Annotated in this window: 23 protein-coding genes; 15 read left to right on the top strand and 8 right to left on the bottom strand. The window is 44.5% G+C overall.

Going from position 1 to position 26,193, the window contains the following annotated elements:
* Positions 1-55: 55 nt before the first annotated feature.
* Together QF117_RS13880 and nagK are read left to right on the top strand one after the other, a co-directional pair.
* Positions 56-790, top strand: a complete 735-nt coding sequence (locus QF117_RS13880; RefSeq protein ID WP_282386242.1) for a tRNA-uridine aminocarboxypropyltransferase — start codon at positions 56-58, stop codon at positions 788-790.
* A 158-nt stretch (positions 791-948) separates the two neighbouring features.
* Entirely contained in the window at positions 949-1,857 is a 909-nt protein-coding gene (nagK, locus tag QF117_RS13875) for an N-acetylglucosamine kinase (RefSeq protein ID WP_282386240.1), read from the top strand.
* Positions 1,858-1,976: 119 nt separating this feature from the next.
* Here the strand turns inward: nagK and QF117_RS13870 are convergent, their stop codons facing one another.
* The 6 genes from QF117_RS13870 to QF117_RS13845 all read right to left on the bottom strand — a co-directional run bounded on the left by QF117_RS13870 (position 1,977) and on the right by QF117_RS13845 (position 7,137).
* Positions 1,977-2,267, bottom strand: coding sequence for a DUF2960 domain-containing protein (locus QF117_RS13870; RefSeq protein ID WP_282386239.1), 291 nt, complete (start codon positions 2,265-2,267; stop codon positions 1,977-1,979).
* Between the two features lie 62 nt (positions 2,268-2,329).
* On the bottom strand, positions 2,330-4,183 hold the full coding sequence (locus QF117_RS13865; RefSeq protein ID WP_282386238.1) for a bifunctional molybdopterin-guanine dinucleotide biosynthesis adaptor protein MobB/molybdopterin molybdotransferase MoeA: 1,854 nt from the start codon (positions 4,181-4,183) through the stop codon (positions 2,330-2,332).
* Positions 4,180-4,767, bottom strand: coding sequence for a molybdenum cofactor guanylyltransferase MobA (gene mobA, locus QF117_RS13860; protein WP_282386236.1), 588 nt, complete (start codon positions 4,765-4,767; stop codon positions 4,180-4,182). Before mobA ends, QF117_RS13865 begins: the two co-directional genes overlap by 4 nt.
* Positions 4,745-5,461: an energy-coupling factor ABC transporter ATP-binding protein gene (locus QF117_RS13855; RefSeq protein ID WP_282386235.1), complete on the bottom strand. Its 717-nt coding sequence runs from the start codon at positions 5,459-5,461 to the stop codon at positions 4,745-4,747. Before QF117_RS13855 ends, mobA begins: the two co-directional genes overlap by 23 nt.
* A 10-nt stretch (positions 5,462-5,471) precedes the next feature.
* Positions 5,472-6,170 carry an ABC transporter permease gene (locus QF117_RS13850; protein WP_282386234.1) on the bottom strand — a complete coding sequence of 233 codons (699 nt, stop codon included), beginning with the start codon at positions 6,168-6,170 and terminating at the stop codon, positions 5,472-5,474.
* Positions 6,171-6,315: 145 nt separating this feature from the next.
* Positions 6,316-7,137 carry a substrate-binding domain-containing protein gene (locus tag QF117_RS13845; protein ID WP_282386233.1) on the bottom strand — a complete coding sequence of 274 codons (822 nt, stop codon included), beginning with the start codon at positions 7,135-7,137 and terminating at the stop codon, positions 6,316-6,318.
* A gap of 243 nt (positions 7,138-7,380) precedes the next feature.
* Between QF117_RS13845 and QF117_RS13840 the strand changes: the two genes are divergently transcribed.
* From QF117_RS13840 to QF117_RS13830, 3 genes are all read left to right on the top strand, one after another.
* Positions 7,381-8,835 carry a sigma-54 dependent transcriptional regulator gene (locus tag QF117_RS13840; protein WP_282386231.1) on the top strand — a complete coding sequence of 485 codons (1,455 nt, stop codon included), beginning with the start codon at positions 7,381-7,383 and terminating at the stop codon, positions 8,833-8,835.
* A gap of 73 nt (positions 8,836-8,908) precedes the next feature.
* On the top strand, positions 8,909-10,999 hold the full coding sequence (locus QF117_RS13835; RefSeq protein ID WP_282389482.1) for a cache domain-containing protein: 2,091 nt from the start codon (positions 8,909-8,911) through the stop codon (positions 10,997-10,999).
* Between the two features lie 153 nt (positions 11,000-11,152).
* On the top strand, positions 11,153-12,748 hold the full coding sequence (locus QF117_RS13830; protein WP_282389481.1) for an ABC-F family ATPase: 1,596 nt from the start codon (positions 11,153-11,155) through the stop codon (positions 12,746-12,748).
* Between the two features lie 152 nt (positions 12,749-12,900).
* Here the strand turns inward: QF117_RS13830 and QF117_RS13825 are convergent, their stop codons facing one another.
* Positions 12,901-14,787 carry a methyl-accepting chemotaxis protein gene (locus tag QF117_RS13825; RefSeq protein ID WP_282386230.1) on the bottom strand — a complete coding sequence of 629 codons (1,887 nt, stop codon included), beginning with the start codon at positions 14,785-14,787 and terminating at the stop codon, positions 12,901-12,903.
* Positions 14,788-14,954: 167 nt separating this feature from the next.
* Positions 14,955-15,773, bottom strand: a complete 819-nt coding sequence (fdhD, locus tag QF117_RS13820) for a formate dehydrogenase accessory sulfurtransferase FdhD (RefSeq protein WP_282386228.1) — start codon at positions 15,771-15,773, stop codon at positions 14,955-14,957.
* Positions 15,774-16,098: 325 nt separating this feature from the next.
* Here fdhD and QF117_RS13815 point away from each other — a divergent pair, with 325 nt between their 5' ends.
* From QF117_RS13815 to cobB, 10 genes are all read left to right on the top strand, one after another.
* On the top strand, positions 16,099-16,590 hold the full coding sequence (locus QF117_RS13815; protein ID WP_282386227.1) for a DUF3305 domain-containing protein: 492 nt from the start codon (positions 16,099-16,101) through the stop codon (positions 16,588-16,590).
* Positions 16,580-17,329: a DUF3306 domain-containing protein gene (locus QF117_RS13810; RefSeq protein WP_282386226.1), complete on the top strand. Its 750-nt coding sequence runs from the start codon at positions 16,580-16,582 to the stop codon at positions 17,327-17,329. Before QF117_RS13815 ends, QF117_RS13810 begins: the two co-directional genes overlap by 11 nt.
* Before the next feature lie 201 nt (positions 17,330-17,530).
* Positions 17,531-19,303 (top strand): 4Fe-4S dicluster domain-containing protein, encoded by a 1,773-nt coding sequence (locus QF117_RS13805; RefSeq protein ID WP_282386225.1) that lies wholly within the window; start codon positions 17,531-17,533, stop codon positions 19,301-19,303.
* A gap of 9 nt (positions 19,304-19,312) precedes the next feature.
* Positions 19,313-19,945, top strand: a complete 633-nt coding sequence (locus tag QF117_RS13800) for a molecular chaperone (protein WP_282386224.1) — start codon at positions 19,313-19,315, stop codon at positions 19,943-19,945.
* Between the two features lie 62 nt (positions 19,946-20,007).
* Positions 20,008-20,214 (top strand): twin-arginine translocation signal domain-containing protein, encoded by a 207-nt coding sequence (locus QF117_RS13795; protein WP_282386223.1) that lies wholly within the window; start codon positions 20,008-20,010, stop codon positions 20,212-20,214.
* Positions 20,215-20,224: 10 nt separating this feature from the next.
* Positions 20,225-23,080: a formate dehydrogenase subunit alpha gene (locus QF117_RS13790; protein WP_282386222.1), complete on the top strand. Its 2,856-nt coding sequence runs from the start codon at positions 20,225-20,227 to the stop codon at positions 23,078-23,080.
* A gap of 11 nt (positions 23,081-23,091) precedes the next feature.
* Positions 23,092-23,700, top strand: coding sequence for a formate dehydrogenase FDH3 subunit beta (fdh3B, locus tag QF117_RS13785; protein WP_282386221.1), 609 nt, complete (start codon positions 23,092-23,094; stop codon positions 23,698-23,700).
* A 12-nt stretch (positions 23,701-23,712) separates the two neighbouring features.
* Positions 23,713-24,765 (top strand): formate dehydrogenase subunit gamma, encoded by a 1,053-nt coding sequence (locus QF117_RS13780; RefSeq protein WP_282386219.1) that lies wholly within the window; start codon positions 23,713-23,715, stop codon positions 24,763-24,765.
* Entirely contained in the window at positions 24,749-25,165 is a 417-nt protein-coding gene (locus tag QF117_RS13775) for a hypothetical protein (protein ID WP_282386218.1), read from the top strand. The genes QF117_RS13780 and QF117_RS13775 overlap by 17 nt, the downstream gene beginning before the upstream one ends.
* A gap of 281 nt (positions 25,166-25,446) precedes the next feature.
* Complete coding sequence (cobB, locus tag QF117_RS13770; RefSeq protein ID WP_282386217.1) at positions 25,447-26,178, top strand: Sir2 family NAD+-dependent deacetylase; 732 nt, start codon at positions 25,447-25,449, stop codon at positions 26,176-26,178.
* The last annotated feature ends 15 nt before the right edge of the window (positions 26,179-26,193 follow it).

Raw genomic sequence — 26,193 nt, 5'->3', positions numbered from 1 at the left:
TTCTTAGTGTACTGTAAGTACAATGCCGTCAACTTTCTAGTACTAATCAAGCATCATGAGAATTCACGCCTTCCATCACCTGTTTAAATTCCGTCAAAGCTTGTCGACACGAGCGTTTAAAGCACGAGGTGCAAAAGTATCCCGTTGCGATTATTGTCAGGTCGCCACCAAGTACTGCCTCTGTGAATATCAGCCAGATATCGACACTAATGTGGCGGTTATGCTGATCGTTTCTGACAATGAAGTGTTTAAACCGAGTAATACAGGGCGATTAATAGCGGATGTTGTGAAAGAAACCAGCGTATATCAGTGGAATCGTACCGAACCAGACGAAGCGATGTTAGACCAGCTTAACGATCCCAAGTATTTCCCACTCATTGTTTTTCCTGAAGACTATGTTGATGACAAATCTCGGTTGATTAATGAACAAAGCTTTCCTTTACCAGACAATAAAGTTCCGTTACTTATTTTTATTGATGGTAGTTGGAGAGAAGCGAGAAAGATATTTAGAAAGTCCGACTATTTAAGCCAGCTTCCGGTCTTTTCAATTAAGCCGGAATCCGTATCTCAATACATGATGAGGAAGTCAGACAACGATGACCATCTTTCTACCGCAGAAGTTGCCTCTATTGTGCTTAGCAAAGTGGATGAAAACCAAGCGTCTCAGGTGCTCGAAATGTGGTTTGAGACTTTTCGCGAAAGTTATCTGTTAACAAAGACGCGCTTGAAACCGGATCTCACTAAACCTGCTCTGAAACGTTTCCTAAGTGAAACTAATTTCGAGAAGTAACTCTAATAATTGAAAATTCGTTGTTCTATAAATGTACAGTTGCATTTAAGTGCCAGATAAATTTGTCGTGTGTCACGGTTTGTAGGCTGAGCTATATGGATAATGCCAAGAGAATAATTTTAGCACCTCGCTTGGGTGCTTTTTAAGGAGAGATTGGAATGTATTACGGCTTTGATGTGGGCGGCACAAAAATTGAATTTGGGGCTTTTAATCAAAAATTAGAAAGAGTCGCGACGGAACGAGTACCAACGCCAACGGACGATTATCCACTATTAGTCGAAACCATTACCTCATTAGTGAAAAAGTACGACCAACAATTTGAGTGTGAAGGTAAAGTAGGGCTAGGCCTACCGGGAATGGAAGATGCTGACGATGGCACGGTTTTAACGGTTAACGTTCCTGCCGCGAAAGGGAAACCATTACGCGTGGATCTAGAAAAAAGCTTAGGCCGTCAAGTTAAGATAGAAAATGATGCCAACTGTTTTGCTTTGTCTGAAGCATGGGATGACGATCTAAAAGATCAGCCTAGTGTTATGGGGCTAATTCTTGGTACAGGCTTTGGCGGCGGTTTGGTTTACGAAGGAAAAGTGTTTGGTGGCAGAAATAACGTTGCGGGCGAACTTGGTCACGCTCGTTTACCTATCGATGCATGGTTCCATTTAGGTGACAACGCACCTTTACTGAGTTGCGGTTGTGGTAAGAAAGGCTGTTTAGACAACTATCTGTCTGGGCGCGGCTTTGAACTTCTTTACGCGCATTACTATGGCGAAGAGAAAGCCGCTATCGATATTATTAAGGCTCAAGCAGAAGGTGAGGCTAATGCAGTCGAGCACGTAGAGCGCTTTATGGAGCTCCTGGCTATTTGTTTTGCCAACATTTTCACGGGCAATGATCCCCATGTGGTTGCACTTGGTGGTGGCCTTTCAAACTTCCAGATGATCTATGAAGAGATGCCTAAGCGCATACCTAAGTATCTATTGTCTGTTGCGAAGTGCCCAAAAATCATCAAAGCCAAACATGGCGATTCTGGTGGTGTACGTGGTGCTGCGTTCCTCAATATAAAGTAGCTCGGCTTAGTACATGCCACTTTGATTTTGTTTGCGGGATTTTTCGTACATTAAATCTTATCTACAAATAGAAAAGGGCTTGCGTTGGCAAGCCCTTTTAACATCGATAATCGAATTGGTTATTTTTTATCGACGCCTTTTTCACCAACACCTTTTTCACCAACACCTAGGTTCTCTTTTTGCTTCAATGTTATTTTACCAAAGCCAAGTCGAGCAAAGTGATTATCACGGTAATTACGTACTGCTTTAGTATCTGATACCGCTTCAATTTGTTGTTCCATTTTTAAATAGCCGCTTAAATCGATCCCTTCAGCTTCGGCAACCGCTTCATGAATATTGCGGTGTTTCTCGTAGGAAAATACAAGCTCTTTGGCTTCACTTTTGTATGTGTAAAGGATGGTACGTACCATAAAAATAGTTCTCAAAATAAAAGGCCGGAACTTCCGACCTTAGTTAACATAGGTTAGTGGGGTTAGATTCTGCCTTGAAGCGGTATAATTGTCACGCTTTCTCCAACTTTTACTGTATCTACCGCAGGAGCCACTTCAATCAGGCAATTGGCTTCGCTCATTGAGCGCAATATACCCGAGCCTTGTTTTCCCGTCGTGCGAACAGACAACTGACCTGAAGGATCGGTAGAATAAACACCACGGCTAAATTCCGTTCGGCCTATTCTAGAACGTAACGGTTCCTCAGCCACTGCTGACACTTTTAATGGCTGCCAGTGGGCTTGCCCTTGCATTTTTCTGATCGCAGGTTCAACGAAACTAATGAATGAGACCATCACCGCAACCGGGTTACCAGGTAGGCCAAAAAATGGTTTACTGGCGATATGACCAAAAGCGAGAGGGCGACCTGGACGCATGTTAATACGCCAAAAATCAATATTCCCGAGTTTCTCTAAGGCGAGTTTTATGTAGTCGGCATCACCCACAGAAACCCCGCCAGAGGTAAGCACAAGATCCGCTTGTTTAGAGGCCATTTCCAGCGCGTCAATCATTTTTTGTTCATGATCTTCTAGAATACCAAAATCAATGATCTCACAGCCAAGTGTTTCCAGTAGGCCCATTAACGTATAGCGATTTGAGTCGTAGATAGTATTGGGTTGTTGTTTGCTTCCTGGTGCCTGTACTTCGTCTCCGGTAGAGAAAATCGCAACTTTGAGTGGCTTATTAACCTGGCATCTGTCAAAACCGAGTGAAGCAAGCATACCCATCTCAGGAGATTGAATACGAGTACCTTGAGTAAAGACAGCCTCTCCTTGTGCCAAATCCTCACCGGCTTGGCGTACATTCTGCTTACTGCTGATGGCGGCACCACCAAAGGTGACCGCGTCACCGTTCGATACTGCTTGTTCACGCATCACAACGGTGTCGGCAAAATCGGGAGTCGGTGCGCCAGTCATTATCTTAACCGCTTCACCCTTATTTAATTGTTTATCGTAACAATGACCGGCAAGTATCTCGGCGACCACTTTATAGGAGCCGCAACCCAAATCGTCTCCGCGTATCGCATAGCCATCCATTGCAGAGTTTGTATACGATGGCACATTAATTGGCGAAATAATGTCTTCCGCTAATACGCGGCCATACGATTGCTCAATGGCGATAGATTCGTGTAACTGGACACCAGATACCATCGAAAGAATCTTGTCTCTTCCTTGTTCAACCGATAAAAACGCAGGAGACAACGTATCACAACAAGCAGAAACAACAGGGGCAACTGAACCTTGATTGGCTGCTGTATTTTGATTTGCTACATCGTCATGAGATTGCTCATTGTGCGATTGCCCATTAAACAACTGCTTATTATGATCGTTGACATAACTCAGTACGAACTGAGCAATACCCTCAATGTCGTCGATACTCATCTGAGGCAATGATGTATCCACTTTTAAGTCCGCAGCGATTGCAATAATATTGCCGTCATGTGGATAGATCCAGGGCTTGCCGACGTCTTCCCTGTGTAACTCAATTTTTGGGAATGCGATATTTTTACATCCCTCAACTAAGACCAAATCCAGTTTATTCACGTCAAAGCGTGTCAATAAGTAGTCAAATTCAGATTCAGAATCCGGCGTTTCGGTCATCAGCGCATGACGATTTCTTGAAGAAATCAACATCTGAGAAGCACCTGCTTTTCGGAGTCTATAGCTGTCTTTTCCGGGTTTATCGACATCAAAATCATGATGGGCGTGTTTGAGTACTCCAACACGTAATCCTGAGTTAACCAGTTTCGGTAGCAAAGCTTCCAACAGTGTTGTTTTTCCCGTCCCTGAGTAGGCGGCAAACCCCAACAGTGGTAATTGAATAGAAGGCATGTTCATGACTCGATCGCTCCAAATTGGGTCAGTTCATCAGGGGTATTCAAATTAAGAAAGCAGTCTGGAGAATCACTAAAATCAACGTATTCAACGCGGCACTCTTTGTAAAGTAAGATGATTTTTCGTTCGCCACGCTCAAGAAACGCATCAAGCTTAGGTAGCACGCGCTTATTAAATAAAGTAAAGACAGGCTGTTTATATTCGCCGTCGTGCGCCACTAAAATATCGACACTCTCGGTGATTTGACGCTCGAACCGTTCGACCAAATCGTGACTAATGAGTGGGCTATCACAAGGGACAAATCCGACCCATTCGGTCTTTGATTGACCAAGACTTGCGTGTATACCACCGAGCGGGCCAGGGTAGCCTTTGAACTGATCATCGATGACCGAGGCGTATTGTTGATAAATGGCGAGGTTTCTATTTGCGTTGATACTAATGGAATCCGTTTGAGGCTCTAACCTCGCTATCACATGTTCAATGAGCGGTTTACCAGCAAGATTAATCAATCCTTTATCATGACCGCCCATTCGAGTGGCTTGTCCGCCAGCTAAGATGACCCAGCTAGTTTGCACCGGTGTTAACATATGAACTCTCTTGTTCTACATCTGGAATAATTTGTAATAATGGTGACTCTACAAGAGTCGAATCTTTTATCCACCATTGTTTTCGACATAATTGAGTAAGTGCATTAGTTTGATGACTCGTAATGACCAGACTTGCGCCTCGATCGATTAAATCTTGCGCCATAACGACCAATCGTAGAATCGACTCTTGGTCAAGCGATGCGCTGGGTTCGTCCATCAATAAGATTGAAGGTTTCAGTATCCAGGCTCTTGCCATCGCAACGCGCTGCTTTTCACCGCCTGAAAGTACCGAAATATGTTCATCGGCTAAAGTCTCTAAACCAACCATTCTAAGTGCCGTGATAACCTGTGCTCGTTTATCTATTTGTGAGAGTTTTTGAAAACGAATCCCATAAACAACATTTTGATAAACCGTGCCATCGAAAAGGTAAGGGGTCTGATGTAAATAGATAATATCTTTGAACCCAACACAACCACTAAATCGTGTTAACCAATGTCGATTGGGCCTGACAATATTACCTGAACTTGGTTTAACCAAACCGGAAAGGATTTTTAGTAGCGTTGTTTTGCCTACGCCATTGTCTCCTTTCAGGTAGACCACATCACTGGGGCCAATCGATAGATCGGGTATATGGAAAAGGATACGATCTTTAAAACGCATGGAAAGTTGCTGAGTGGTGATTTTAATCGTCATACCTCCTCCATTAAGTCCGTAAGTAGCCTTTGCCACGCATCATCGACAAGGCTGAATTAAGCGCCAATGCGAGCGTTAAGAGCACAATCCCAAGAGCCACTCCCTGTGCAAACGCGCCTTTGTGACTTTCCATTGCGATGGCCGTGGGGATGTTTCGAGTCAGCCCCATAATATTGCCCCCAACCATCATTGAGCAGCCGACCTCGGTGACAATTCTGGAAAACGCCGCAACAACCGCAGCCATGAGCGGAAACCTGAGCTCCCACATGATCGTCAATGCGACTCGGTAAAGTGAAACACCGAGCGTGACGGCGGTTTCAACTGAGCGTCTATCACTCGATTGTAATGAACCGTGCATCATAGAAACCAGTACGGGAAAACAGATCAACATCTGTCCTACAATCATCGCTTTTTGACTAAAAAGGAGCTGTAAATCGCCTAATGGACCCGCTCGTGAGAGCATCATATAAAGGAGTAAGCCGATAACGACGGTTGGGATCGCTTGAAGCGTGTTGATAAGCGACAGTAAAAACCATTTCCCAGGGAACTCACTGTACGCGAGGACAAACGCGCATAGGATAGCTGGCAGTAACACCACAGAGATCGCTGACAATGAGACGCTAAACGATACCGCAACGATTTCCCACAGTTCACGGTCAAGACTGAATAAAAGCGCTAACGCATCTAACGTTGTTTGCCAAAGGCTCATAAGGTTATTGTTCTCTTCATTAGTTCAATCCCAAATATCTTCACCTAGATAAGTATCTTCGCTTAAGCAAGTGTTTTCGTTTAATAAGACTGTTTGCGTATCAGCGAAGAATCGGCTTTTACATTAATTGATTGGGTTTAGGTTCTTATTGAACAGTCGCGTTAGAGACAAACAGTTGCTTGCCATTGAGCTTAAACTGATTGATTAACGCTTGTCCTTTTTCGTCAACTAACCAATCACTTAATACCTTAGCCCCTTGATAATTAATGCTAGGGTAGCGCTCTGGGTTAACCAAAATAACCTGGTAGGGATTGAATAACTTTTTATCGCCTTGGAAAAGCAAGGTGAGATCCAGTTTGTTGTTGTAAGCCAGCCAAGTGCCTCTATCGGTCATGGTATAACCTTGCATCTCAGCGGCCATGTTTAACGTTGGCCCCATTCCTTGTCCAACAGATCGATACCCACCGAAATTAGGGTCTATCTTACTTTGTTCCCATAGGCCCATTTCTTTTTTGTGAGTACCGGAGTCGTCGCCACGGGAAATAAACATGGCATTTTTCTGGGCTATTTTTTCAAAGGCAGCAAGAACGGTGTTTTCACCTACGATATTAGCGGGATCGTCTTTAGGTCCGACAATCACAAAATCGTTATACATCAATTTTCTCGGCTGTACACCATAGCCCAAGGATACAAAATTCGCTTCCGCTTTAGGGGCGTGGGTCATCACTAGATCAACATCACCATTTTCGCCCATTCTTAAGGATTTACCGGTTCCCGCAGCAATCACATCGACTTTATAACCGGTATCTTTAGTAAATTCAGGCAACAAATAATTGAGTAACCCAGAATGATACGTGCTAGTTGTGGTGGCTAAGCGAACGTGAGGTAACTTTTCGTTAGCCGCGTAGGAAGTAAAACTGAATAAGCCAAGTGACACTGTAATTAAAGCCGAACGAGCGAAGTCCATATTAATAATTCCATTGAATAATATAAGGCATAGATGGGTTTAAAAGTTATGCATATTAAGCAAATCAGATGCCAACTTGTAATCTATTGAAATACAAGGCTATTGCAATCGTAAAACGTAAGAATAACGAGACAAATATCAAGTTATGAGAGAGAAAGGACAAAATGTCTCACATTAGTCACAGTCGGATCAAAAAACATTGCTACAATCGGATGTCACTTTTTGTTCATACACGAGATACTTATGTCGGCCTTACTCAATGCAAACAATAATCAAAAATACGGTGCGTTCTCAGTTCTCGTCGTAGATGATGAAATTGGGATGCAAACCATATTAAAAAAAGCGTTAAGTAAATGGTTTTCGACAGTGCAGTGCGCTGCCAGCATTGAAGAAGCTGAGGGGATTCGATCAGAACATCATTTTGATCTGATTGTACTAGACATTAATTTACCGGGTCGATCTGGTATCGATTGGCATGAAGCGTTCACGGATTCCGACAAACGTTGCGACGTGATCTTTATGACAGGGTATGCGGATCTTGAAACTGCCATTAAAGCACTGAAGCTCGGCGCTAGTGATTTCATCCTCAAACCTTTTAATCTCGAGCAGATGCTTCAAGCTGTTCAGCGTTGCATGGAAAAGAAACTTGCCCAAAGGATGCAATATGCGCTGCAGCGTGATGTGCTGCGTCATTGCACGACCAGCATTATTGGCCACTCCAGTAAAACCCAGCAATTAAAACAGATGATCGCAATGTTTGCGCCATCAAAAGGATCAGTGCTGATTGAAGGAGAATCAGGTACGGGCAAAGAGTTGGTGGCAAGAGGGGTTCATGAAGCCAGTGAACGCTCCGGGCCTTTTATTCCTATCAATTGTGGGGCGATGACACCGGATCTCCTCGCCAGTGAACTGTTTGGGCACACTTCTGGCGCATTCACGGGCGCAAAGAAAAGCAAAGAAGGGTTATTTAGGGTCGCTAACGGGGGCACGTTATTTTTAGATGAAATCGGTGAGATGCCTTTGACCATGCAGGCTTCGTTGCTGCGGGTACTGGAACAAAGGACGATTCGACCTGTGGGCAGCGAAAGAGAAGTCAGCGTTGATGTTCGTATCGTTGCGGCAACCAACCGTGATCTAGAAATGGAAGTAAAAAACGGGCTATTTCGATCGGATCTCTATTATCGCCTCAACGTGCTAAAAATAAGCGTTCCGCCGTTAAGAGAAAGGAAATCAGATTTAAAAGAGTTGGTGCCGCACTTTACAAAGATGCTCACCAGTGAATTAGGCATGCCCACACCGAATTGGGCCTATGAAGATATTTCTGCACTTAACGATTACATCTGGCCAGGCAATATACGAGAGCTCAAAAACCTGATTGAACGGTGCATTTTACTTGGCAAGCCTCCCGCTCATTATTGGCGTGAATTAAATGGGGAGACGGTTCATCCAATGAGCTTGGAAGCTGAACAATCCGAGTTAAACAGTACAGATGAAATATCACCAACGGGTACTGGCAATCAATTCGGTTACCCCGATTCATGGTCATTAAAACAAGTAGAAAGAGCCCACATACTCAAAATTGTCGATCGATATGATGGCAATAAATCGGCGGCGGCCCGTGAGTTAGGAGTGGCAAGGAAGACACTCGAGCGAAAATTCAAAGAATGGCTCACTGAGGAAACCGAACTTGAAAAATAATGACGCTTCTTCAAGAGCAGCACACAGCACTCGACGAGGAGTCTTGGGGAAGTGGCGTTACCGATTCAATTCAATGGTGCGCTATCGACTGCTAATCCTCACTTCTGCCCCCATTGTTCTTACGCTCATCTCCTTGATTGGTATTACGATTTACTGGTCTATTACTTACACATGGAATGCCGCATTAGTGGATGTGTCAGAACGGCTAGGGGTGGCAAACAATAGCATCGTATTGCTTCAACAAAAGCAAGCTAAAGCCATTGAGTCACTTTCTCAATCCTACGATTTTCGTATTCGCCTGAATAAAGCCCATTCGAATGAGCAGTTTACTTCATGGGTCGAATCACAAAGACATCGCTATGATCTCGATTTTCTCACGTTTTATCCCATAGATTATTACGATGATTATTCTCCTGATAACAAGACACTGTTTCCCCAACCATCTATTCAACAAGATCTCGATAAAAAGATCTTTCCAATTAAATCGCTGCCTGGCGTTCTTCCTATTGCTTACACCTTTTTCGATCGTTTCTCTCAACAGCAGCTTCAAACATTTGGTGGTGATCTGCACCTGTACGCGCAAATCCCCTTAGTGATGCCGAATGAAATAGTGGCTTCGAATCAGATAGTTGCGTCGAGTCAAATAAAAACCGATGGATTGGTAAGTCGTTCGATTCTTCCGATTCTAGACTCCAATAATCAACTCGTTGGGTATCTTGATGGGGGACTATTACTGAACAATAGCACCATTCTTGTTGACCAGATTAAAGAGCTTATTTATCCAAACGACACACTAGACAGTCGACGCCCCAAAGGAACGGTAACGGTATTTCTTGATGATGTTAGGGTGAGTACCAATGTGCCTTTAGACAGCGATACCGAAGTGGGTAGAGCGATTGGAACAAGGGTATCCGAGGAGGTTAAGCAAGCGGTTCTTATTGATGGTCAACAATGGGTCGATCGTGCGTATGTATACGATGCTTGGTATATCACGGCGTATCGACCGATCAAGGATAGCCAAGATAGCGTTATTGGTATGCTGTATACCGGCTATTTGATCTGGCCGTTTTTTAAAGAGTACATGACTAACATTATTGAAGTCAGCCTGATGACACTGGCGTTACTATTAGGCTCGGGGTATGTGGTGTACCGAGGATCGCGAGATCTGTTTCAACCGATTGAGCGCATCCATAGAGTGGTCAAGCTCATTCAATTGGGAAAAGACACTAGGATAGGAGAACTGGGCCTTGATGAGCAGCATGAGTTAGCTCAACTTGCTCGGCAGTTCGATAATATGCTCGATTCCCTGCAACAGCGAAAAATAGAAATAGAACAGGCCGCATTGCAACTGGAAGTCAAAGTAAAAACCCGAACCGCAAGCTTAGAAGAGAAAACAGCTCAATTGGAGCACCACATCACGTTGCTCAACCAAACAAGGGACAAGCTCATCATTAACGAAAAGCTGGCTGCATTAGGCGAGCTAACCGCGGGCATTGCCCATGAAATAAACAACCCAACCGCTGTGATTCTTGGCAATGCTGAACTGATAAAAATAGAACTTGGCGATGATGCAGAAAAAATTGAAGAAGAAATTGATTCTATTTTGGAGCAAATTGATCGTATACGAAACATTACCCGAAGCCTTCTACAGTACAGCCGACAAGGTGGTATACAAGATGAGATCAATTGGGAGCGAGTCAATCCGATCATAGAAGAAAGCATGACCCTCGTTAAAACCGGCGCAAACAAACGAGACATTACCTTTATCGCTGATTTGCATGCCCGAACCTCCGTCGAGGTCAATCGCCACCAGTTCCTTCAGGTGTTAGTTAACCTGCAGATGAATGGCATTTATTCCATGAACGGGCAGGGGACACTGACTATTTCGAGTCACGATTGGTATGAAAATGATGTTCTAAAAGGCGCAGTCATTCAAGTTGCCGATGAAGGGTGCGGTATTAGCCCTGAACATTTGAAACGCATCTTTGACCCTTTTTATACGACCAAGCGGGATGGCACGGGACTGGGGCTATCGGTATCGCAAAGTATTGTCAGCCAATCCGGTGGGCAGATAAAAGTAGAGTCAGAACTGGGGAAAGGCAGCGTATTTAGTGTTTATTTACCCAAGAAAGAAGATAACACGCACTCAGTATTAGTCACTTAATGCATAGGTCAGGGAATAAAGGAGAAAGTTGAAATTTATCGAGGTTTGCGGTGTAATTTATGTGATCTAAAGCAAACAACACTTGAAGTTCTTGCTACGAACAAGTAACGTTGCGCCGTTTGTATGTCATCCATTAAATTGAAGGTAACCGCATTGATCTCCACAGCGAACATCACCCAGCAGTTTGGCGCTAAGCCACTTTTTGAAAATATTTCTGTCAAATTTGGCGAAGGCAATCGCTATGGTTTAATCGGTGCGAATGGTTGTGGTAAATCAACCTTTATGAAAATCCTCAGTGGTGAGTTAGAGCCTACTGCTGGAAACGTCAGTTACGATCCGAATGAGCGTGTCGCTAAACTAAACCAAGACCAGTTTGCTTATGAAGAGTTCACTGTGATCGATACCGTCATTATGGGTTACAAAGAGCTTTGGGAAGTTAAGCTAGAACGTGACCGTATCTACTCACTGCCGGAAATGAGTGAAGAAGACGGAATGAAAGTTGCCGATCTGGAAGTCCAGTTTGCTGAAATGGACGGTTACATGGCCGAAGCCAAAGCGGGCGAACTTCTCCTTGCCGTTGGTATCGATGAGTCATTGCATTTCGGACTGATGAGTGCGGTGGCACCTGGTTGGAAACTTCGTGTCCTACTTGCGCAAGTTCTGTTTGCAGACCCGCATATCATGTTGCTTGATGAACCAACCAACAACTTGGATATGGATACCATCGCTTGGCTTGAAGAAACATTGAATCAGCGCAATTGCACGATGATTATTATTTCCCATGACCGTCACTTCTTAAACTCTGTATGTACCCATATGGCCGATTTGGATTATGGTGAATTACGCTTGTTCCCTGGTACCTACGACGAATACATGACGGCAGCAACACAAGCGCGTGAACGTCTATTGACCGATAACGCGAAGAAAAAAGCCCAAATTGCTGAGCTACAAACGTTCGTATCGCGTTTCTCTGCGAATGCTTCTAAAGCGAAGCAAGCAACATCACGTGCTAAGCAAATTGATAAAATTCAACTAGAAGAAGTCAAGGCTTCTAGCCGTCAAAGTCCATTTATTCGCTTCGAGCAATCAAAAGAATTGTTCCGTAATGCGTTAGTAGTGGAAAATCTATCACAAGGCTTTGAAGAAGACTTATACAGTAACTTCGATGCGATCTTTGAAGTCGGTGAGCGTGTTGCCATTATTGGTGAGAATGGTGTTGGTAAAACCACACTGCTTAACACGTTAGCGGGTGTCATAGAAGCGCGTACCGGTGAGTACAAATGGTCTGAAAACTCTAACATTGGTTATTATGCCCAAGATCATGCTCATGATTTCGAAAATGATATGAATCTGTTTGATTGGATGAGCCAATGGCGTCAAGAAGGTGAAGACGAGCAGGTTGTTCGTGGCTTCCTTGGTCGTATGCTATTTGGTCAGGATGATATTAAGAAATCGGTCAAAGTGATTTCTGGTGGAGAGCAAGGTCGTATGCTTCTTGGTAAGATCATGATGCATAAACCTAACATTCTGTTGATGGATGAGCCAACCAACCACATGGATATGGAATCTATCGAGGCGTTAAACCTAGCGCTTGAGAACTACAAAGGAACCCTGTTCTTTGTTTCTCACGACCGAGTTTTCGTTGACTCTCTTGCAACCCGTATTCTTGAAATCAAAGACAATAAGATTCATGATTTCCGCGGCACCTATGCAGAGCTTCTTAAGTCTCGAGCTGCTGAAAGCAAATAAGCGTTACGTTTACCGATTAACGAAAAGCCCATCGTCAAAGATGGGCTTTTGTGTTTCATATTGGTGTTTAATAGTGTTCGGTAAGTACATCAATCGATAGTATTCCAATGTTTCTTAAGCATTTAAATTCGCCCTCAGTATTTAAACTCGCCTCAATATTTAAACTCGCCAACAATACGCTCCAGTTTTTCTCCCACTTGATTAACCTGAACACTGCACTCCGCTGATTCTGAAATCGTTGAATAGGTGCTTCCTGCCAAGTCAGCAATTTGCGTAATATTACGGTCTATATCTGAAGACACCATCGACTGCTCCTCAGAAGCTGTCGCTATTTGAGTGTTCATATCAAACATCTCGCTGATCTGCTCGGTAATCAAGCCAATCGCGGAGACCGCTTGTGCGGTTTTATCATTGGTTATATGTGCCTGTTCCAAGCTGTTTTGCATTAAATCAATCGTTCCTTTTACACCTGCTGTTAGCCCATTGATTGTTGACTCAATTTGCTGAGTAGAGTTGTTGGTCATCAACGACAATTGGCGTACTTCATCAGCAACCACGGCAAAACCACGACCATTCTCGCCCGCTCGCGCGGCCTCAATGGCGGCATTTAGCGCAAGTAGGTTGGTTTGTTCTGCGATACCTTGAATGGTTGATATGACGGAGTGAATCTCGCTGCTGTGTTTTTCAAGTTCCGCGACCATTTGTTGAGAGTTTTCGATGTTGCTGGTCAGTATATGAAGGCTATTGCTCGCATCGTTAGTCAGATCCAAACTTTTATCCGCCTCTTGTTTGACCAGGTGCGCATTTTCAGCCGCACTTTCAATATTGGCCGTAATTTCGTTACTCGTCATCACAAGTTCATTGACCGCAGTAGCAACTAGTTCGGATTCAATTTTCTGCTGTTGAGCGTTATTCATGCTCTCGGTGGCAATGTGTTTTGAGGCCAACGAGCATTCGTTAAGCACGTGCATCACGTCTGCTATATCTTTTATATTGGTATGCAGTTTAGAGACAAAATGATCAAACGAATTCGATAACTGAGCGAGCTCATCGTTGCCCGTTGAGTTCATTCTCACGGTCAAATCACCATTGCCTTCCGAAATGTCTTTCATTAAACGGGTGATCTGACCAATTCGTTTCGTGATGCTGGTGGTAATGATGACAAGTAGCGTAGAAATAATAAACGCTAATGCGGTACCAAAGAGGTAAAGTTTGGTCTTTACCTGCGTTCTCGTTCGATCTACCACCGCATTAATCGATTCTTGAAGTTGATGAAAAGCTTCTTCTGTCTTGTGAACATTTGTTCTTAAGGCGCCTCTCATACCCAATTGTGGTGATAAACCATAAACAGCGTACTCAGCCACAAACCGTTGAAATGATTGCTGGTAACGAACCATTTCGGTTACAACTTGAGTATAGGCTGATGAACGGGACGTGAAATTGTTGATAGCCTCTTCGAAGTCGAGCACAGCCTCTTGAGAGGGGGCTATAAGGTAATGGAAATCCGCTTTCACTAGGGCTAAATAGCTCGCCTCGAGCTCAGCACTTTGTGTTTGTTTAACAGCATGATGAAGACCTAGACGATTGTCATTGAGTTCTGATCCCAAACCGGACTGTTGGTCCATTCCCAGCAGCGATACCTGCTTGTTTAGTTGATGAAATTGATCCTGATACTGTCTTAATGTGCCAGTAATCGTGGTGAGCTGACCTAATGCAGCAGAGTCGTATTTTGAAAGGGTGTCTTGCAAAAATAAAACACGTTGCTCCAACTGTTCGAAAGTTTCATCAAAGCGGGTCACATATTTAGGATCTTTACGAGAAAGGAAGTCTTTCTCGTGTCGCCTTAACGTTAACAAATCTATCGCACTGAGTTGATTCTGTTTTGCTGCTTTTTCAATGTCTTCAAGAGTAGAGAAGCTCGCCTGTTGGTACAGGGCATAGCTCACGATCCCAATGATTAAAGTACCAACCACTGTAAGCAACTTTGCTTTTATCGATACATTTTGCAGAAATGACGTTGTTCTCGGTGACCCAGCCATAGGCACCTCCCATAGTAATGGTGATAGATTGACGTTGAATACCCACTTCTAGCTTCTTATATGAACTTTTTATTACAGTGGATATACAACGAATAGCAGCTGGGTTCGGTTTTGCAAGTTGAAAGCTGAATTAAACTGCCTGCAAAAAACGACAAAAAATAGAGAAATTAGCCTTTAACATCGAAGAAGATTTTTTCTGCGCCCGTAAATACCTGAAAACGCAGGCCCTTAGCGCGAGCGATGGTTGTAATGCCAAATTTGTTCGCGAGATCCAGTCCCATTTGGGTCACTCCTGAACGTGACAATAAAATAGGGATTCCCATCTGCGCGACTTTAATCACCATCTCTGAAGTTAGGCGGCCCGTTGTGTAGAAAATCTTATCTGCACCCGTGTCTTTGTTTAACCAAAGCTCTCCGGCTAAGGTATCAACCGCATTATGACGGCCAACATCTTCAACAAATGAAATCACCTCGCTGGCGTTACATATTGCGCAACCATGTACGGCACCGGCTTTTTTGTAGGTATCGTTATAATGAGTTAAGGCTTCGAGGGCTGAGTAGATATCTGATTGTTTTAGTTTGATTTGAGGGACTTGGTAATTTTCAAGCTGCTTCATCACGTTTCCATACATTGTGCCTTGCCCACAACCCGAGGTGACGGTTTTTTTCTTCAACGCCTTGTCTAATTGAGAAGTGTCTTCTTTCGTCACCACCGCTGCACTGTGCGTTTCCCAGTCAATAATGATCGATTCAATCGCATCAGGATCTTTGATGAAGCTCTGATTTTTTAAATAGCCGAGAACAAGAGATTCAGGGCGTGAGCCTAGGGTCATCAAGGTAACAATCTCTTTCCAATTTAGAAGTACCGTAAGAGGGCGTTCGCAAGCGATTTGTTTCAGCAATTTCTCTCCAAATTCATCAAACACTTCGACTTCAATGGTTTGTACGGGGTTCTCTTGGGTTTTGATAATACTAGGTTGAGTCACACTAAATTCCTGTCTTATGGTTAGAGCCTGTTGACGTTAGTAAATAGGTGCATGATGAAAAATGACAGCCTTTGTCTGCTGTTCTCCCGCTAACAGTGAGGATTCTTAATCATGTGACACCTTTCATGCGGCAATACGCTATTGTTTTTAAAGTATTTCCTCTAAAGGAAAGTCAATACCGATGTTTGTCTAAGCGATGTTTGTCGAAGTAAAGTAACCTGACAAAATCCTGTACTTGAGATAAATAAGTTCAAGCTGGCGTAAATATTGCTTTTATCGTGCCATAAATACAACAATAAACATGTAAATGTGAAATAGGTGAACCATGTCTAACAACCGCTTTTCCACCACAGAGTTAGTTAAAGATGAAAATCTATGGCCAATACGCTGCCATTTAGTATCACATGAGATCACCACGGGCGTTTGGACGACGACCCAATGGCAATTGAAAGGTTTTGATTTGAGCGCTCGCACACCAGACAGTTGCGAAACACAAACCAGTAGCGACAATCCATTGGTCATTTTAGAGCTATTTAAAGATGAGAGAACAGACTATCGTTTTAACTTGAGTTCAAATCAGCCTAAATTGTTCTTAGTGTTAGATAATTTCGATGATGCGGAAGTTCAATCCATCGTTACGCTTACGGCATCACAAAGTGTTGCTAGCCAGTACATGGACGGCGACTATCTCGTACTCTCCAATGATATGCCTCTGGCTGTACAAGCTTGGATGGAAGCCTACATTGGTCGGCATGGTGAATTGTTAGAGCAAAAGAGGAAAAAGCGTAAAGGGGCGGGTAGAGCCAGTGGCAAATAACTTTTTTTCACGTTGGTCAAGCAAGAAACACCTTGAAGCATCGACCTCACAAACATCGACTACAACATTACCTGAGGCTAGTGAAAGAGCAACAGAAGCCGCTGTTCTTGCAAAAAATAAACCCTTAGCCAAAGAAACAATAAGCAAAGAAACAATAAACAGAGAAACAACAAGCAAGACCACGATAGTCAATGAAGCCCCAACAAATCAATCGTTGCAGATAATGGGTCAGGGCTCGCAGGAAGAAGGTAGCGCAGTTTCTGTTGCTGATGGGTTAGAGGATAGCCCGCGAGATGGAAAAGACTCTAATGACGAAGAAGCCCTATCTATCGCTTCACTCTTAAAGAGTGACAGTGATCCTTTGCTAAAAAAAGCGGCACTGAGAGCGCTGTTCAGTGGTGAGGAATTTAATCATATCGATGCACTCAATGATTATGACCATGACTACAGTGCCATTCCGAGTTTATCCCAAGACGTCGCTCAATCACTGCGCGAATGGATCAAGCCTACATCGCAGGAAAGTGCTGATGAGACAGCCCAACAAGAGTCTGATACTAATTCACCCCAACCAGACCACGATTTAGAATCGGTCTTGGAGGAGGGTGATTCTGAGTGTGGTGTATCGAACCAAGTAACACTAGAAACATCAAAAACACTAGAAACATCAGAAACAGATCTTGAGCTGTGTAATGAATCAAATACCGATGTACGCTGTGACCGGTTGGAACAAAAACATTAACCTTACAATTAATAGGTACATTTTGACCTAATCGGTAAATTCGAGGTGCGACATAATGTCGCACCTCGCTACTGTTCTTCTCTATTCGTTTTGAATGTCGCCTAAATATTGTTTAATTCATTGTTTTTAAACGCTAAATATTTTGGAATGCTAATTGCATTGCACCGTATGTGAATCCCTGTTATCACATGGACCCGAGCAATGCTAAAAGAATTACTACAACAAGCGACATCAAATAATGGAAAGGCCCGTTCTTACGCAATAGAAAATACCGTAGAACTGACGAATCTTATCCCACCGACCGTAAGCTACGAAAGTGGTGGTCACACCTTAATTATCGGCCCGACTGATATTATTCAGGCGACAGCAAAACAGTTATCGAGCATGGCCTCTTTGACTCTACTTTCTACTGATGGAGAGAAAGGTGAAAGTAACAACATTTACTTCTCGTCCTCGATCGAAGTGTCCGGCTTTTTGGGGGCATTTCACGTCCATATATCCCATCATGGTGAGGCCGATCTAGGCGCTGGAGGTTTAAGCTCAGAAAGTAAAAGAAACCTCGCTACTATCGCAGTTAACCAAGAGTGCTTTGATGTCATTCTCGATCTTTCGCTCACAGGAATCATGAACGAAGAAGTGCCTGTTCCGGGTTATTATCCTGTCGGGAGGGGCTACCCAAGCATGCAGCAAGCGCTATCGGAAATTCCAACACTTATGGGGACCTTCGATAAACCTAAGTACTTCCGATTAGATACCGATTTATGCGCCCACAGCTCACGAGGTGTCAAAGGGTGTGATCGCTGTGTGGATGCTTGTCCAGCTGGGGCTCTTTCTAGCTTAGGCAGTGATAAAACAGGTTATAACATTGAGATAAACCCTTATCTCTGTCAAGGAGTCGGCACTTGTGCAACGTCGTGCCCGACAGAAGCCATTCGTTACGCCTTACCCAATCCTGAAGAAACACAACAATTTGTCGAACGCACGCTGGAAAACTACCGCAAAGCGGGCGGCGAGCACCCAATCATCTTATTTTGCAGCGCCCGCCATGAAACATACAACATCATGGCATTGAAGCAATTGCCAGATAACGTCATTCCGATCGTAGTAGAAGAACTCCCCTCGGTGGGCATTGATACCTGGTTCGCCGCATTAACCAATGGGGCAACTCAGGTGCTCTTTGCAGCCAGTCAGCATATGCCTGACACGATTATTCGAGTTTTAACCAAAGAAGTCGCCATGGCACAAGCACTATTAGCGCCATTGGGTATCGCTTCTGACTGCATAGAGATCCTGTACTTAGAATCGATGCACAGAGATAAGGTAGATTCAGGCACTCAGAAAGAACAGACATCTACTGGGAAAACTCTCGATCTTAAAGCTCCATCTCTTCAACCCCCTCGTCTACAAACGAAAGTGTTGAGCCCAATCATGGGTGGGGTGAGTGGATCTAAGCGTCATCGATTATTTGAATCACTCGATACCCTTACTCGTCATCATCAGCCCACTGAAAACACAACACCACTCATAGAAAGTGCACCCTATGGCAGTGTTGATTGCGAATCAAAAGATTGCACATTATGTATGGCGTGTGTAGCGGTGTGTCCTACACGAGCACTTCACCACGATGGTGAGTCTCCTTCACTACTTTTTGTCGAACAAGACTGTATCCAATGCGGTATGTGCGAGAAGGCCTGTCCTGAATCTGCGCTTTCATTGTCGCCACGCATCAATTGGGATTCAGAACAGCGTAACAAAGCTGTCGTCTTGCATCACGAGAAGCCTGCCGAATGTTTACGTTGTCGCAAACCTTTCGCCCCGCAATCAATGATTACTATGCTGCAAGATAGGTTACGCGGTCACTCTATGTTTGCCGATGATGTTGCGATCAACCGTATCGCGATGTGCGAAGACTGTCGAGTCAAAGACGTTTTCGAAGCAATGGCTGACGATCCAACGAAACAACTCACTTACTAGGAGCGCATTTTGGATAATCAATATCAAGAAATACGTGCTGACATCTATTTACTGATTGCCACGCTGTTTCGACAAGCGCCGAGTGCTGAACTCATTGCGTTTTTAACGTCACTCGATATAGAAACAGAAAGCAGTGTCATGCAACAAGCGTGGCAAGCCTTGAAGCAATCCGCTAGCACCAGTGAAATAGCCAATCTAAACGACGAGTATCAAGAATTATTCATCGGTATTGGGCGTGGAGAAGTGGTTCCATTTGGTTCTTGGCATATGACAGGATCATTAATGGAAAAGCCACTAGCGCAACTTCGTCAAGACCTAACAACATTAGGATTTGAACGTGAAGACAGCGTCAAAGAGCCTGAAGACCATATTTCCGCATTATGTGAAGTGATGGCTCTACTCATTAATCAAGAAGACCCAGAGCAACAGGCATTTTTCAATGCACATCTAGCACCTTGGTATTCCTCTCTTTCGCAACAAATAAAGCAAGCGAGTCATGCCCAATTTTACGTTCAAGCCGCACAGCTACTTGAGGCGTTTTTGAGTGTAGAAAAAGTTCGGTTCAGTCAAAAGCGGGCGGGATCAAAAAGCACACTAACTATTCATGTCAATAACACCAGTAACCTAATTCAATCCACTTAATTCGAACTCCAATAAGAAGCGCTAAAGCGTTCAGTCGCCCTAACATGGTAAGGAAGCAATACATGAACAACAAAAAAGACACTGAAACATTAGACACCGGTCGACGAGACCTTTTGAAAGGCTTAACAACAGCAGCGGTTGCTGGCGCCGTCGTCACGGGTGTTAGCACTAAAGTATCAGCCGAAGAAACGGTGTTGATACCTCAACAAAAAGAAACGGATGGGTACCACGAAACTCAGCACATCCGCGATTATTACGACTCGTTATAGGAGCAAACTAATGAAATTAACAAAACGCTCAGATAGCGTGACTAAAAAAGAGAATCAATTTGGTGTGAGTCGCCGTGCCTTTATGAAAAATTCCTCTTTGGCTGCGGGGGGCGCGGTCGCAAGCGCTTGTTTGATCGCACCAGGAATGATGAAGAAAGCGCAAGCGAAATCAGTGCCTAGTGATGCCAAAACAGAGATTAAACGAACGATTTGTTCCCATTGTTCCGTTGGTTGTGGCATATACGCGGAAGTTCAAAACGGAGTATGGACAGGCCAAGAGCCTGCTTTTGATCATCCATTTAATGCTGGTGGACACTGCGCCAAAGGGGCAGCACTGCGTGAGCACGGGCACGGTGAGCGTCGACTTAAATACCCAATGAAACTTGAAAATGGCAAGTGGAAAAAGCTGTCATGGGAGCAGGCGATTAATGAAATTGGTGATAAAGCGTTAGAGATTCGTAAAGAGTCGGGGCCCGATTCTGTTTATTGGCTAGGAAGTGCCAAGCACAGCAACGAACAAGCATATATGTTCCGTAAAATGGCCTCGTTATGGGGAACAAATAATGTCGATCACCAAGCGCGTATTTGCCATTCAACAACCGTAGCGGGGGTGGCAAACACCTGGGGCTATGGCGCGATGACCAACTCCTTTAATGACATGCACAATTGTAAGTCTGCGCTCTTTATTGGTTCGAACCCTGCTGAAGCTCACCCAGTTGCGATGCAACATATCCTAATCGCCAAAGAGAAAAACAGCTGTAAGATTGTAGTGGCCGATCCTCGTCGTACGAGAACAGCTGCCAAAGCGGATCACTATGTATCATTAAGACCTGGCTCGGATGTGGCGTTTATCTGGGGTGTGTTATGGCATGTGTTTAAAAATCAGTGGGAAGACAAAGAGTTTATCCGCCAACGTGTGTTTGGTATGGATGAGGTCCGTGAAGAAGTCGCCAAGTGGCCGCCTGCAGAAGTTGAGCGAGTGACCGGCATAACAGAGCAAGAAGTCTACAAAACCGCAAAACTACTGTCTGAAAATCGCCCTGGTTGTATCGTATGGTGCATGGGCGGAACCCAACATACAACAGGCAACAACAACACTCGTGCTTACTGTATTCTTGAACTAGCGCTTGGCAACATGGGCAAGTCAGGCGGTGGTGCCAACATTTTCCGTGGTCACGACAACGTACAGGGCGCAACGGATCTTGGCGTTCTTTCGCACACGTTACCTGGTTATTATGGCCTTTCTGATGGCGCGTGGAAGCATTGGGCGGGCGTATGGGGCCTTGAGTACGAATGGGTGAAAAACCGATTCGACCAAGACAAATACCGTGGGAAGCTGCCAATGAACAATATGGGAATTCCCGTTTCTCGTTGGATCGATGGCGTTTTAGAAAATAAAGAAAATATTGAGCAAAAAGACAATATCCGCGCCATGTTCTACTGGGGTCACGCGGTCAACTCACAAACACGTGGTGTCGAAATGCGAACGGCCATGAAAAAGCTCGACATGATGGTGATTGTTGACCCATACCCAACTGTTGCTGCCGTGATGAATGATCGAACCGATGGTGTCTACCTTCTTCCTGCAACCACGCAATTTGAAACAACGGGCTCTGTCACCGCCTCTAATCGATCGCTTCAATGGCGAGAGCAGGTGATTCCACCCTTGTTTGAATCAAAGCCTGACCATGAAATCATGTATCTGCTAAGTAAGAAACTCGGTATTGCGAATGAGCTATTTAAGAATGTGAAAATTGACAATAACCAGCCCGTCATTGAAGACATTACAAAAGAATTCAACCGCGGTATGTGGACCATTGGCTATACAGGTCAAAGCCCTGAGCGAATTAAAGCGCATACAATGAACTGGCATACGTTCCATAAAACATCTCTTGAAGCTGAGGGCGGTCCAGCACACGGCGAAACTTACGGTTTACCTTGGCCATGCTGGGGAACACCAGACATGAAACACCCAGGTACGCATATTTTGTACGACACATCTAAACCTGTTGCGTTGGGGGGAGGAAATTTCCGCGCTCGATTTGGTGTGGAATATGAGGGCAAAAATCTACTTGCCGAGGACAGCTATTCTAAAGATTGCGAACTCCAAGACGGCTATCCAGAATTTACCGACAAATTGTTAAAACGCTTAGGATGGTGGGACGATCTTACGGATGCAGAAAAACTCGCTGCTGAAGGTAAAAATTGGAAAACCGATGTTTCAGGCGGCATACAACGCGTTGCCATCAAGCATGGTTGCATGCCCTTTGGTAATGCGAAAGCACGCGCAATCGTGTGGACCTTCCCAGACCGCGTACCACTGCATCGTGAACCGCTGTACACACCTCGTCGAGATCTCGTCGCCGATTACCCAACATGGGATGACAGTGAGTCTATCTACCGTTTACCAACCATGTACAAATCAATCCAAGATCAAGATAAGTCTCAAGAGTATCCAATTATCTTAACGTCAGGCCGTTTGGTCGAGTATGAAGGAGGGGGAGAAGAGACTCGCTCAAACCCTTGGTTAGCCGAACTTCAGCAAGAAATGTTTGTAGAAGTTAACCCGAAGGATGCCAACGACATTGGATTTAAAGATGGTGAGATGGTGTGGGTTGAAGGTGCCGAAAAAGGCCGTATTCATGTGAAGGCGATGGTGACACGCAGAGTGAAGCCAGGTTTGGCCTTTATCCCGTTCCACTTTGGGGGCAAGTTCCAAGGCGAAGATCTGAGAGACAAGTACCCGGAAGGCACGGATCCTTACGTGATTGGTGAGTCCGCAAACATTGCAACCACCTACGGTTATGATCCTGTTACGCAGATGCAGGAAACAAAAGTGACTCTTTGTAACATTCGAAAAGCTTAGGAGTAATAGAGATGGCTAAAATGAAATTCCTTTGTGACACCAAGCGCTGCATCGAATGTAACGGCTGTGTCACCGCGTGTAAAAATGAAAACGATGATGCTTTAGAGTGGGGTATTCAGCGTCGACGTGTTGTTACGTTGAATGATGGTGAACCCGGTGAGAATTCGATTTCAGTTGCCTGTATGCACTGTACCGATGCGCCGTGTAAAGCAGTCTGTCCAGCGGACTGTTTTGAGCATACAGACGATGGCATTGTTCTTCACAATAAAGATCTCTGTATTGGCTGTGGTTACTGCTTATTTGCCTGTCCATTTGGTGCGCCTCAGTTTCCTAAACAAGCTGCGTTTGGGGAACGTGGGAAGATGGATAAGTGTACGTTCTGTGCAGGCGGCCCAGAAACAGAATCCGGCTCCGTAGAGGAACAACAAAAATACGGTGCGAATCGTATTGCAGAAGGCAAACTACCGATGTGCGCATCTTTATGTTCGACCAAAGCACTGCTTGCCGGAGATGCTGAAAAGGTATCTGATATTTTCCGTCAAAGGGTTGTTGAGCGTGGGGCGAAAGACGCAGGCTGGACCAATGGTGAAGATCTCTCTTTTGATGCGACTAAAAGCTAACTGGGAGTAGGTATGCGATTAGAGTTAATACGAAAGTCGCTCGTATTGCTGTCTGTGATGACCGCAATACTGGCTTCGTTATCATTTCAAGTATTTGCCAACACAGAGCCAGCGGTGTCAGAACGCGAGATAACTCAACTGGCGGGTGCTGAGTTCTGGCGCCAAGTTCGAGGTGGGGAAGAGGGCGTTACGACGTCACAATTCCCAGAGCATGGTGTGCTGATTAGTGCGCCTGGACAGACTTGGTATATTCTCAAAGAGAAGTGGATGTCTCCTGCTGGGGCCGTTGCTATTTTTGGCAGCATTTCAGTGGTAGCACTTGCCTATCTTATTGTTGGGCCTGTCATGTTAAGTAATCCGCGAACGGGAAGAAAAATTAAACGTTGGACTCGCTTAGATCGCGCTTTGCACTGGAGTATGGCATTCACATTTCTTACCCTCGCATTTAGTGGACTAATGCTCGTTTACGGTAAGCATTTTTTGAAACCCTATGTACCAACTGAACTTTGGGGCTTCGTGATTATGCTCGCCAAACAGTATCACAACTATTTGGGTCCACTGTTTGGTGTGTTACTGATCCTCATCCTATTCAAGTGGTGGCGGAAATCGATCTTCCGCAAAGTTGATGTCACCTGGTTTATGAAGTTCGGTGGAATGGTAGGAAAACACAAAGGAAGCCACCCATCGGCTGAATTTTCAAACGCAGGAGAAAAGGCGCTTTTTTGGCTACTTATTGTCGTTGGAACGGTGGTCGCTTTTAGTGGGCTGGTATTAGACTTTCCAATTTTTGGTCAAACCCGTCGAGATATGGAGCTGTCTAACCTTGTCCATATGTTATCTGCACTCATTTTGATCTGTGGCTTCGTCTTCCATATTTACATAGGCTTATTTGGCATGGAAGGCGCGTTAGAGGCGATGGTCACTGGTGAAGTCGATGAAACATGGGCAAAAGAGCACCATGACCTGTGGTACGAAGACGTCATGCAAGGAGAACAAGAACGACAACATGAAAGCGAACAGAAGCACGCGAACGTGAAGGAGATGACCAATGAACACGCATCATAAGGGAATTTGGTTTGCTTATGTAGCGAGCTTGTTCACACCGTTAACCTGTCTACTATCGGGCGTTATCGCTATCGTTTATGCCGGCTATCGTCTGGATAAAGGTGAAGATTCAGAGGTAGTGAATTCTCATTATTATGGGTTAATTCGCAGCTTCTTTTTGAATCTGACGTTTTTTGTTGTACTGATCGTGACAATTGCGACATCCAATGGGGTTCTAATCGGTATCAACGACTACTGGTATAACAGTACGATCATTGATTCTGTCGCCTATTTCATACCTATTGTGGGGATTGCCTTAGCGGTCATCGCCATATTAGTTTGGTTCGTGCGTATGTTTAAAGGAATGAAACAACTAAAAGCCAATCTTCCTCTACAGACCATGAAGGGCCCTAACTTATAAGGTTGTTCGTCCATTTTTTGCGGATCGACCGAAAAAGATGAAAAAATGAGGATGGCGTTTAATGCAACGCCGTCCTCATTTTTTGATTACCTCTTATTTTTGCTTAATAGAAGAAAGCCTTCTTTGGAGTTTATCTTGTGGTTCTTCTCCTATTTTCTGTTTTGGCTCACAGAACCCACAGTAAAGTCAGGGAAATAATACTATGGTCTAACGAGATACGCTTCTGAAGCGTATCGAACAGTGCTAGTCTTTAGTAAAAGTTAGCGCTAAAAGGACATAGCATGAAGTTTCCTTACAAAAACATCGTAATCTTAACGGGGGCGGGCATTTCTGCAGAGTCCGGAATTAAAACCTTCAGGACTCAAGATGGCCTGTGGGAAAATCACCGCATTGAAGATGTGGCTACGCCAGAAGGCTTTCAAAAAGATCCAGACCTGGTACAAGACTTCTATAATCAACGACGTAAAAAACTGCAATCTGATGCTATCAGCCCCAACGCTGCACATATAGCGCTCGGTAAACTCGAAAGAGAGTTAGAAGGCACTGTCACGATCATTACTCAAAATATTGATAACCTCCATGAAAAAGGCGGTAGCAAAAACATCATTCACATGCACGGGGAGCTGTTAAAATCCCGCTGTAGTGAATCGAACCAAGTCATCGAACACACCGGTGATATTCATACCGGAGACTTGTGCCACTGTTGCCAAATCCCTGCCCAGATGCGGCCACATATCGTTTGGTTTGGAGAAATGCCGCTTAGAATGGGGGATATCTACTCCGCCCTAGAACAAACCGATCTTTTCATTTCTATTGGTACGTCAGGGGTTGTATACCCGGCGGCGGGATTTGTTCACGGTGCAAAAATGCACGGGGCACATTCTATTGAAATTAACCTAGAACCGAGTGCGGTCGAAAGTGAATTTGCAGAGAAGCGTTATGGTAAAGCCAGTGTGGAAGTGCCTAAACTTGTAGAAGAGTTGCTAGCGCTGGAAAGCCAAAAATCAGCCTAACGAGAGCTTCAAGAG

This window comes from Vibrio sp. YMD68 (genome assembly GCF_029958905.1).
GTDB lineage: Bacteria > Pseudomonadota > Gammaproteobacteria > Enterobacterales > Vibrionaceae > Vibrio.
This window is presented reverse-complemented; position numbering and strand designations above follow the sequence as displayed.

Excerpts from the sequence above, each read along its gene's own strand:
- QF117_RS13880 (WP_282386242.1), top strand. The coding sequence starts at position 56 with ATGAGAATTCACGCCTTCCATCACCTGTTTAAATTCCGTCAAAGCTTG.
- nagK (WP_282386240.1), top strand. The coding sequence starts at position 949 with ATGTATTACGGCTTTGATGTGGGCGGCACAAAAATTGAATTTGGGGCT.
- QF117_RS13870 (WP_282386239.1), bottom strand. The coding sequence starts at position 2,267 with ATGGTACGTACCATCCTTTACACATACAAAAGTGAAGCCAAAGAGCTT.
- QF117_RS13865 (WP_282386238.1), bottom strand. The coding sequence starts at position 4,183 with ATGAACATGCCTTCTATTCAATTACCACTGTTGGGGTTTGCCGCCTAC.
- mobA (WP_282386236.1), bottom strand. The coding sequence starts at position 4,767 with ATGTTAACACCGGTGCAAACTAGCTGGGTCATCTTAGCTGGCGGACAA.
- QF117_RS13855 (WP_282386235.1), bottom strand. The coding sequence starts at position 5,461 with ATGACGATTAAAATCACCACTCAGCAACTTTCCATGCGTTTTAAAGAT.
- QF117_RS13850 (WP_282386234.1), bottom strand. The coding sequence starts at position 6,170 with ATGAGCCTTTGGCAAACAACGTTAGATGCGTTAGCGCTTTTATTCAGT.
- QF117_RS13845 (WP_282386233.1), bottom strand. The coding sequence starts at position 7,137 with ATGGACTTCGCTCGTTCGGCTTTAATTACAGTGTCACTTGGCTTATTC.
- QF117_RS13840 (WP_282386231.1), top strand. The coding sequence starts at position 7,381 with ATGTCGGCCTTACTCAATGCAAACAATAATCAAAAATACGGTGCGTTC.
- QF117_RS13835 (WP_282389482.1), top strand. The coding sequence starts at position 8,909 with ATGGTGCGCTATCGACTGCTAATCCTCACTTCTGCCCCCATTGTTCTT.
- QF117_RS13825 (WP_282386230.1), bottom strand. The coding sequence starts at position 14,787 with ATGGCTGGGTCACCGAGAACAACGTCATTTCTGCAAAATGTATCGATA.
- QF117_RS13815 (WP_282386227.1), top strand. The coding sequence starts at position 16,099 with ATGTCTAACAACCGCTTTTCCACCACAGAGTTAGTTAAAGATGAAAAT.
- QF117_RS13805 (WP_282386225.1), top strand. The coding sequence starts at position 17,531 with ATGCTAAAAGAATTACTACAACAAGCGACATCAAATAATGGAAAGGCC.
- QF117_RS13795 (WP_282386223.1), top strand. The coding sequence starts at position 20,008 with ATGAACAACAAAAAAGACACTGAAACATTAGACACCGGTCGACGAGAC.
- QF117_RS13790 (WP_282386222.1), top strand. The coding sequence starts at position 20,225 with ATGAAATTAACAAAACGCTCAGATAGCGTGACTAAAAAAGAGAATCAA.
- fdh3B (WP_282386221.1), top strand. The coding sequence starts at position 23,092 with ATGGCTAAAATGAAATTCCTTTGTGACACCAAGCGCTGCATCGAATGT.
- QF117_RS13780 (WP_282386219.1), top strand. The coding sequence starts at position 23,713 with ATGCGATTAGAGTTAATACGAAAGTCGCTCGTATTGCTGTCTGTGATG.
- QF117_RS13775 (WP_282386218.1), top strand. The coding sequence starts at position 24,749 with ATGAACACGCATCATAAGGGAATTTGGTTTGCTTATGTAGCGAGCTTG.
- cobB (WP_282386217.1), top strand. The coding sequence starts at position 25,447 with ATGAAGTTTCCTTACAAAAACATCGTAATCTTAACGGGGGCGGGCATT.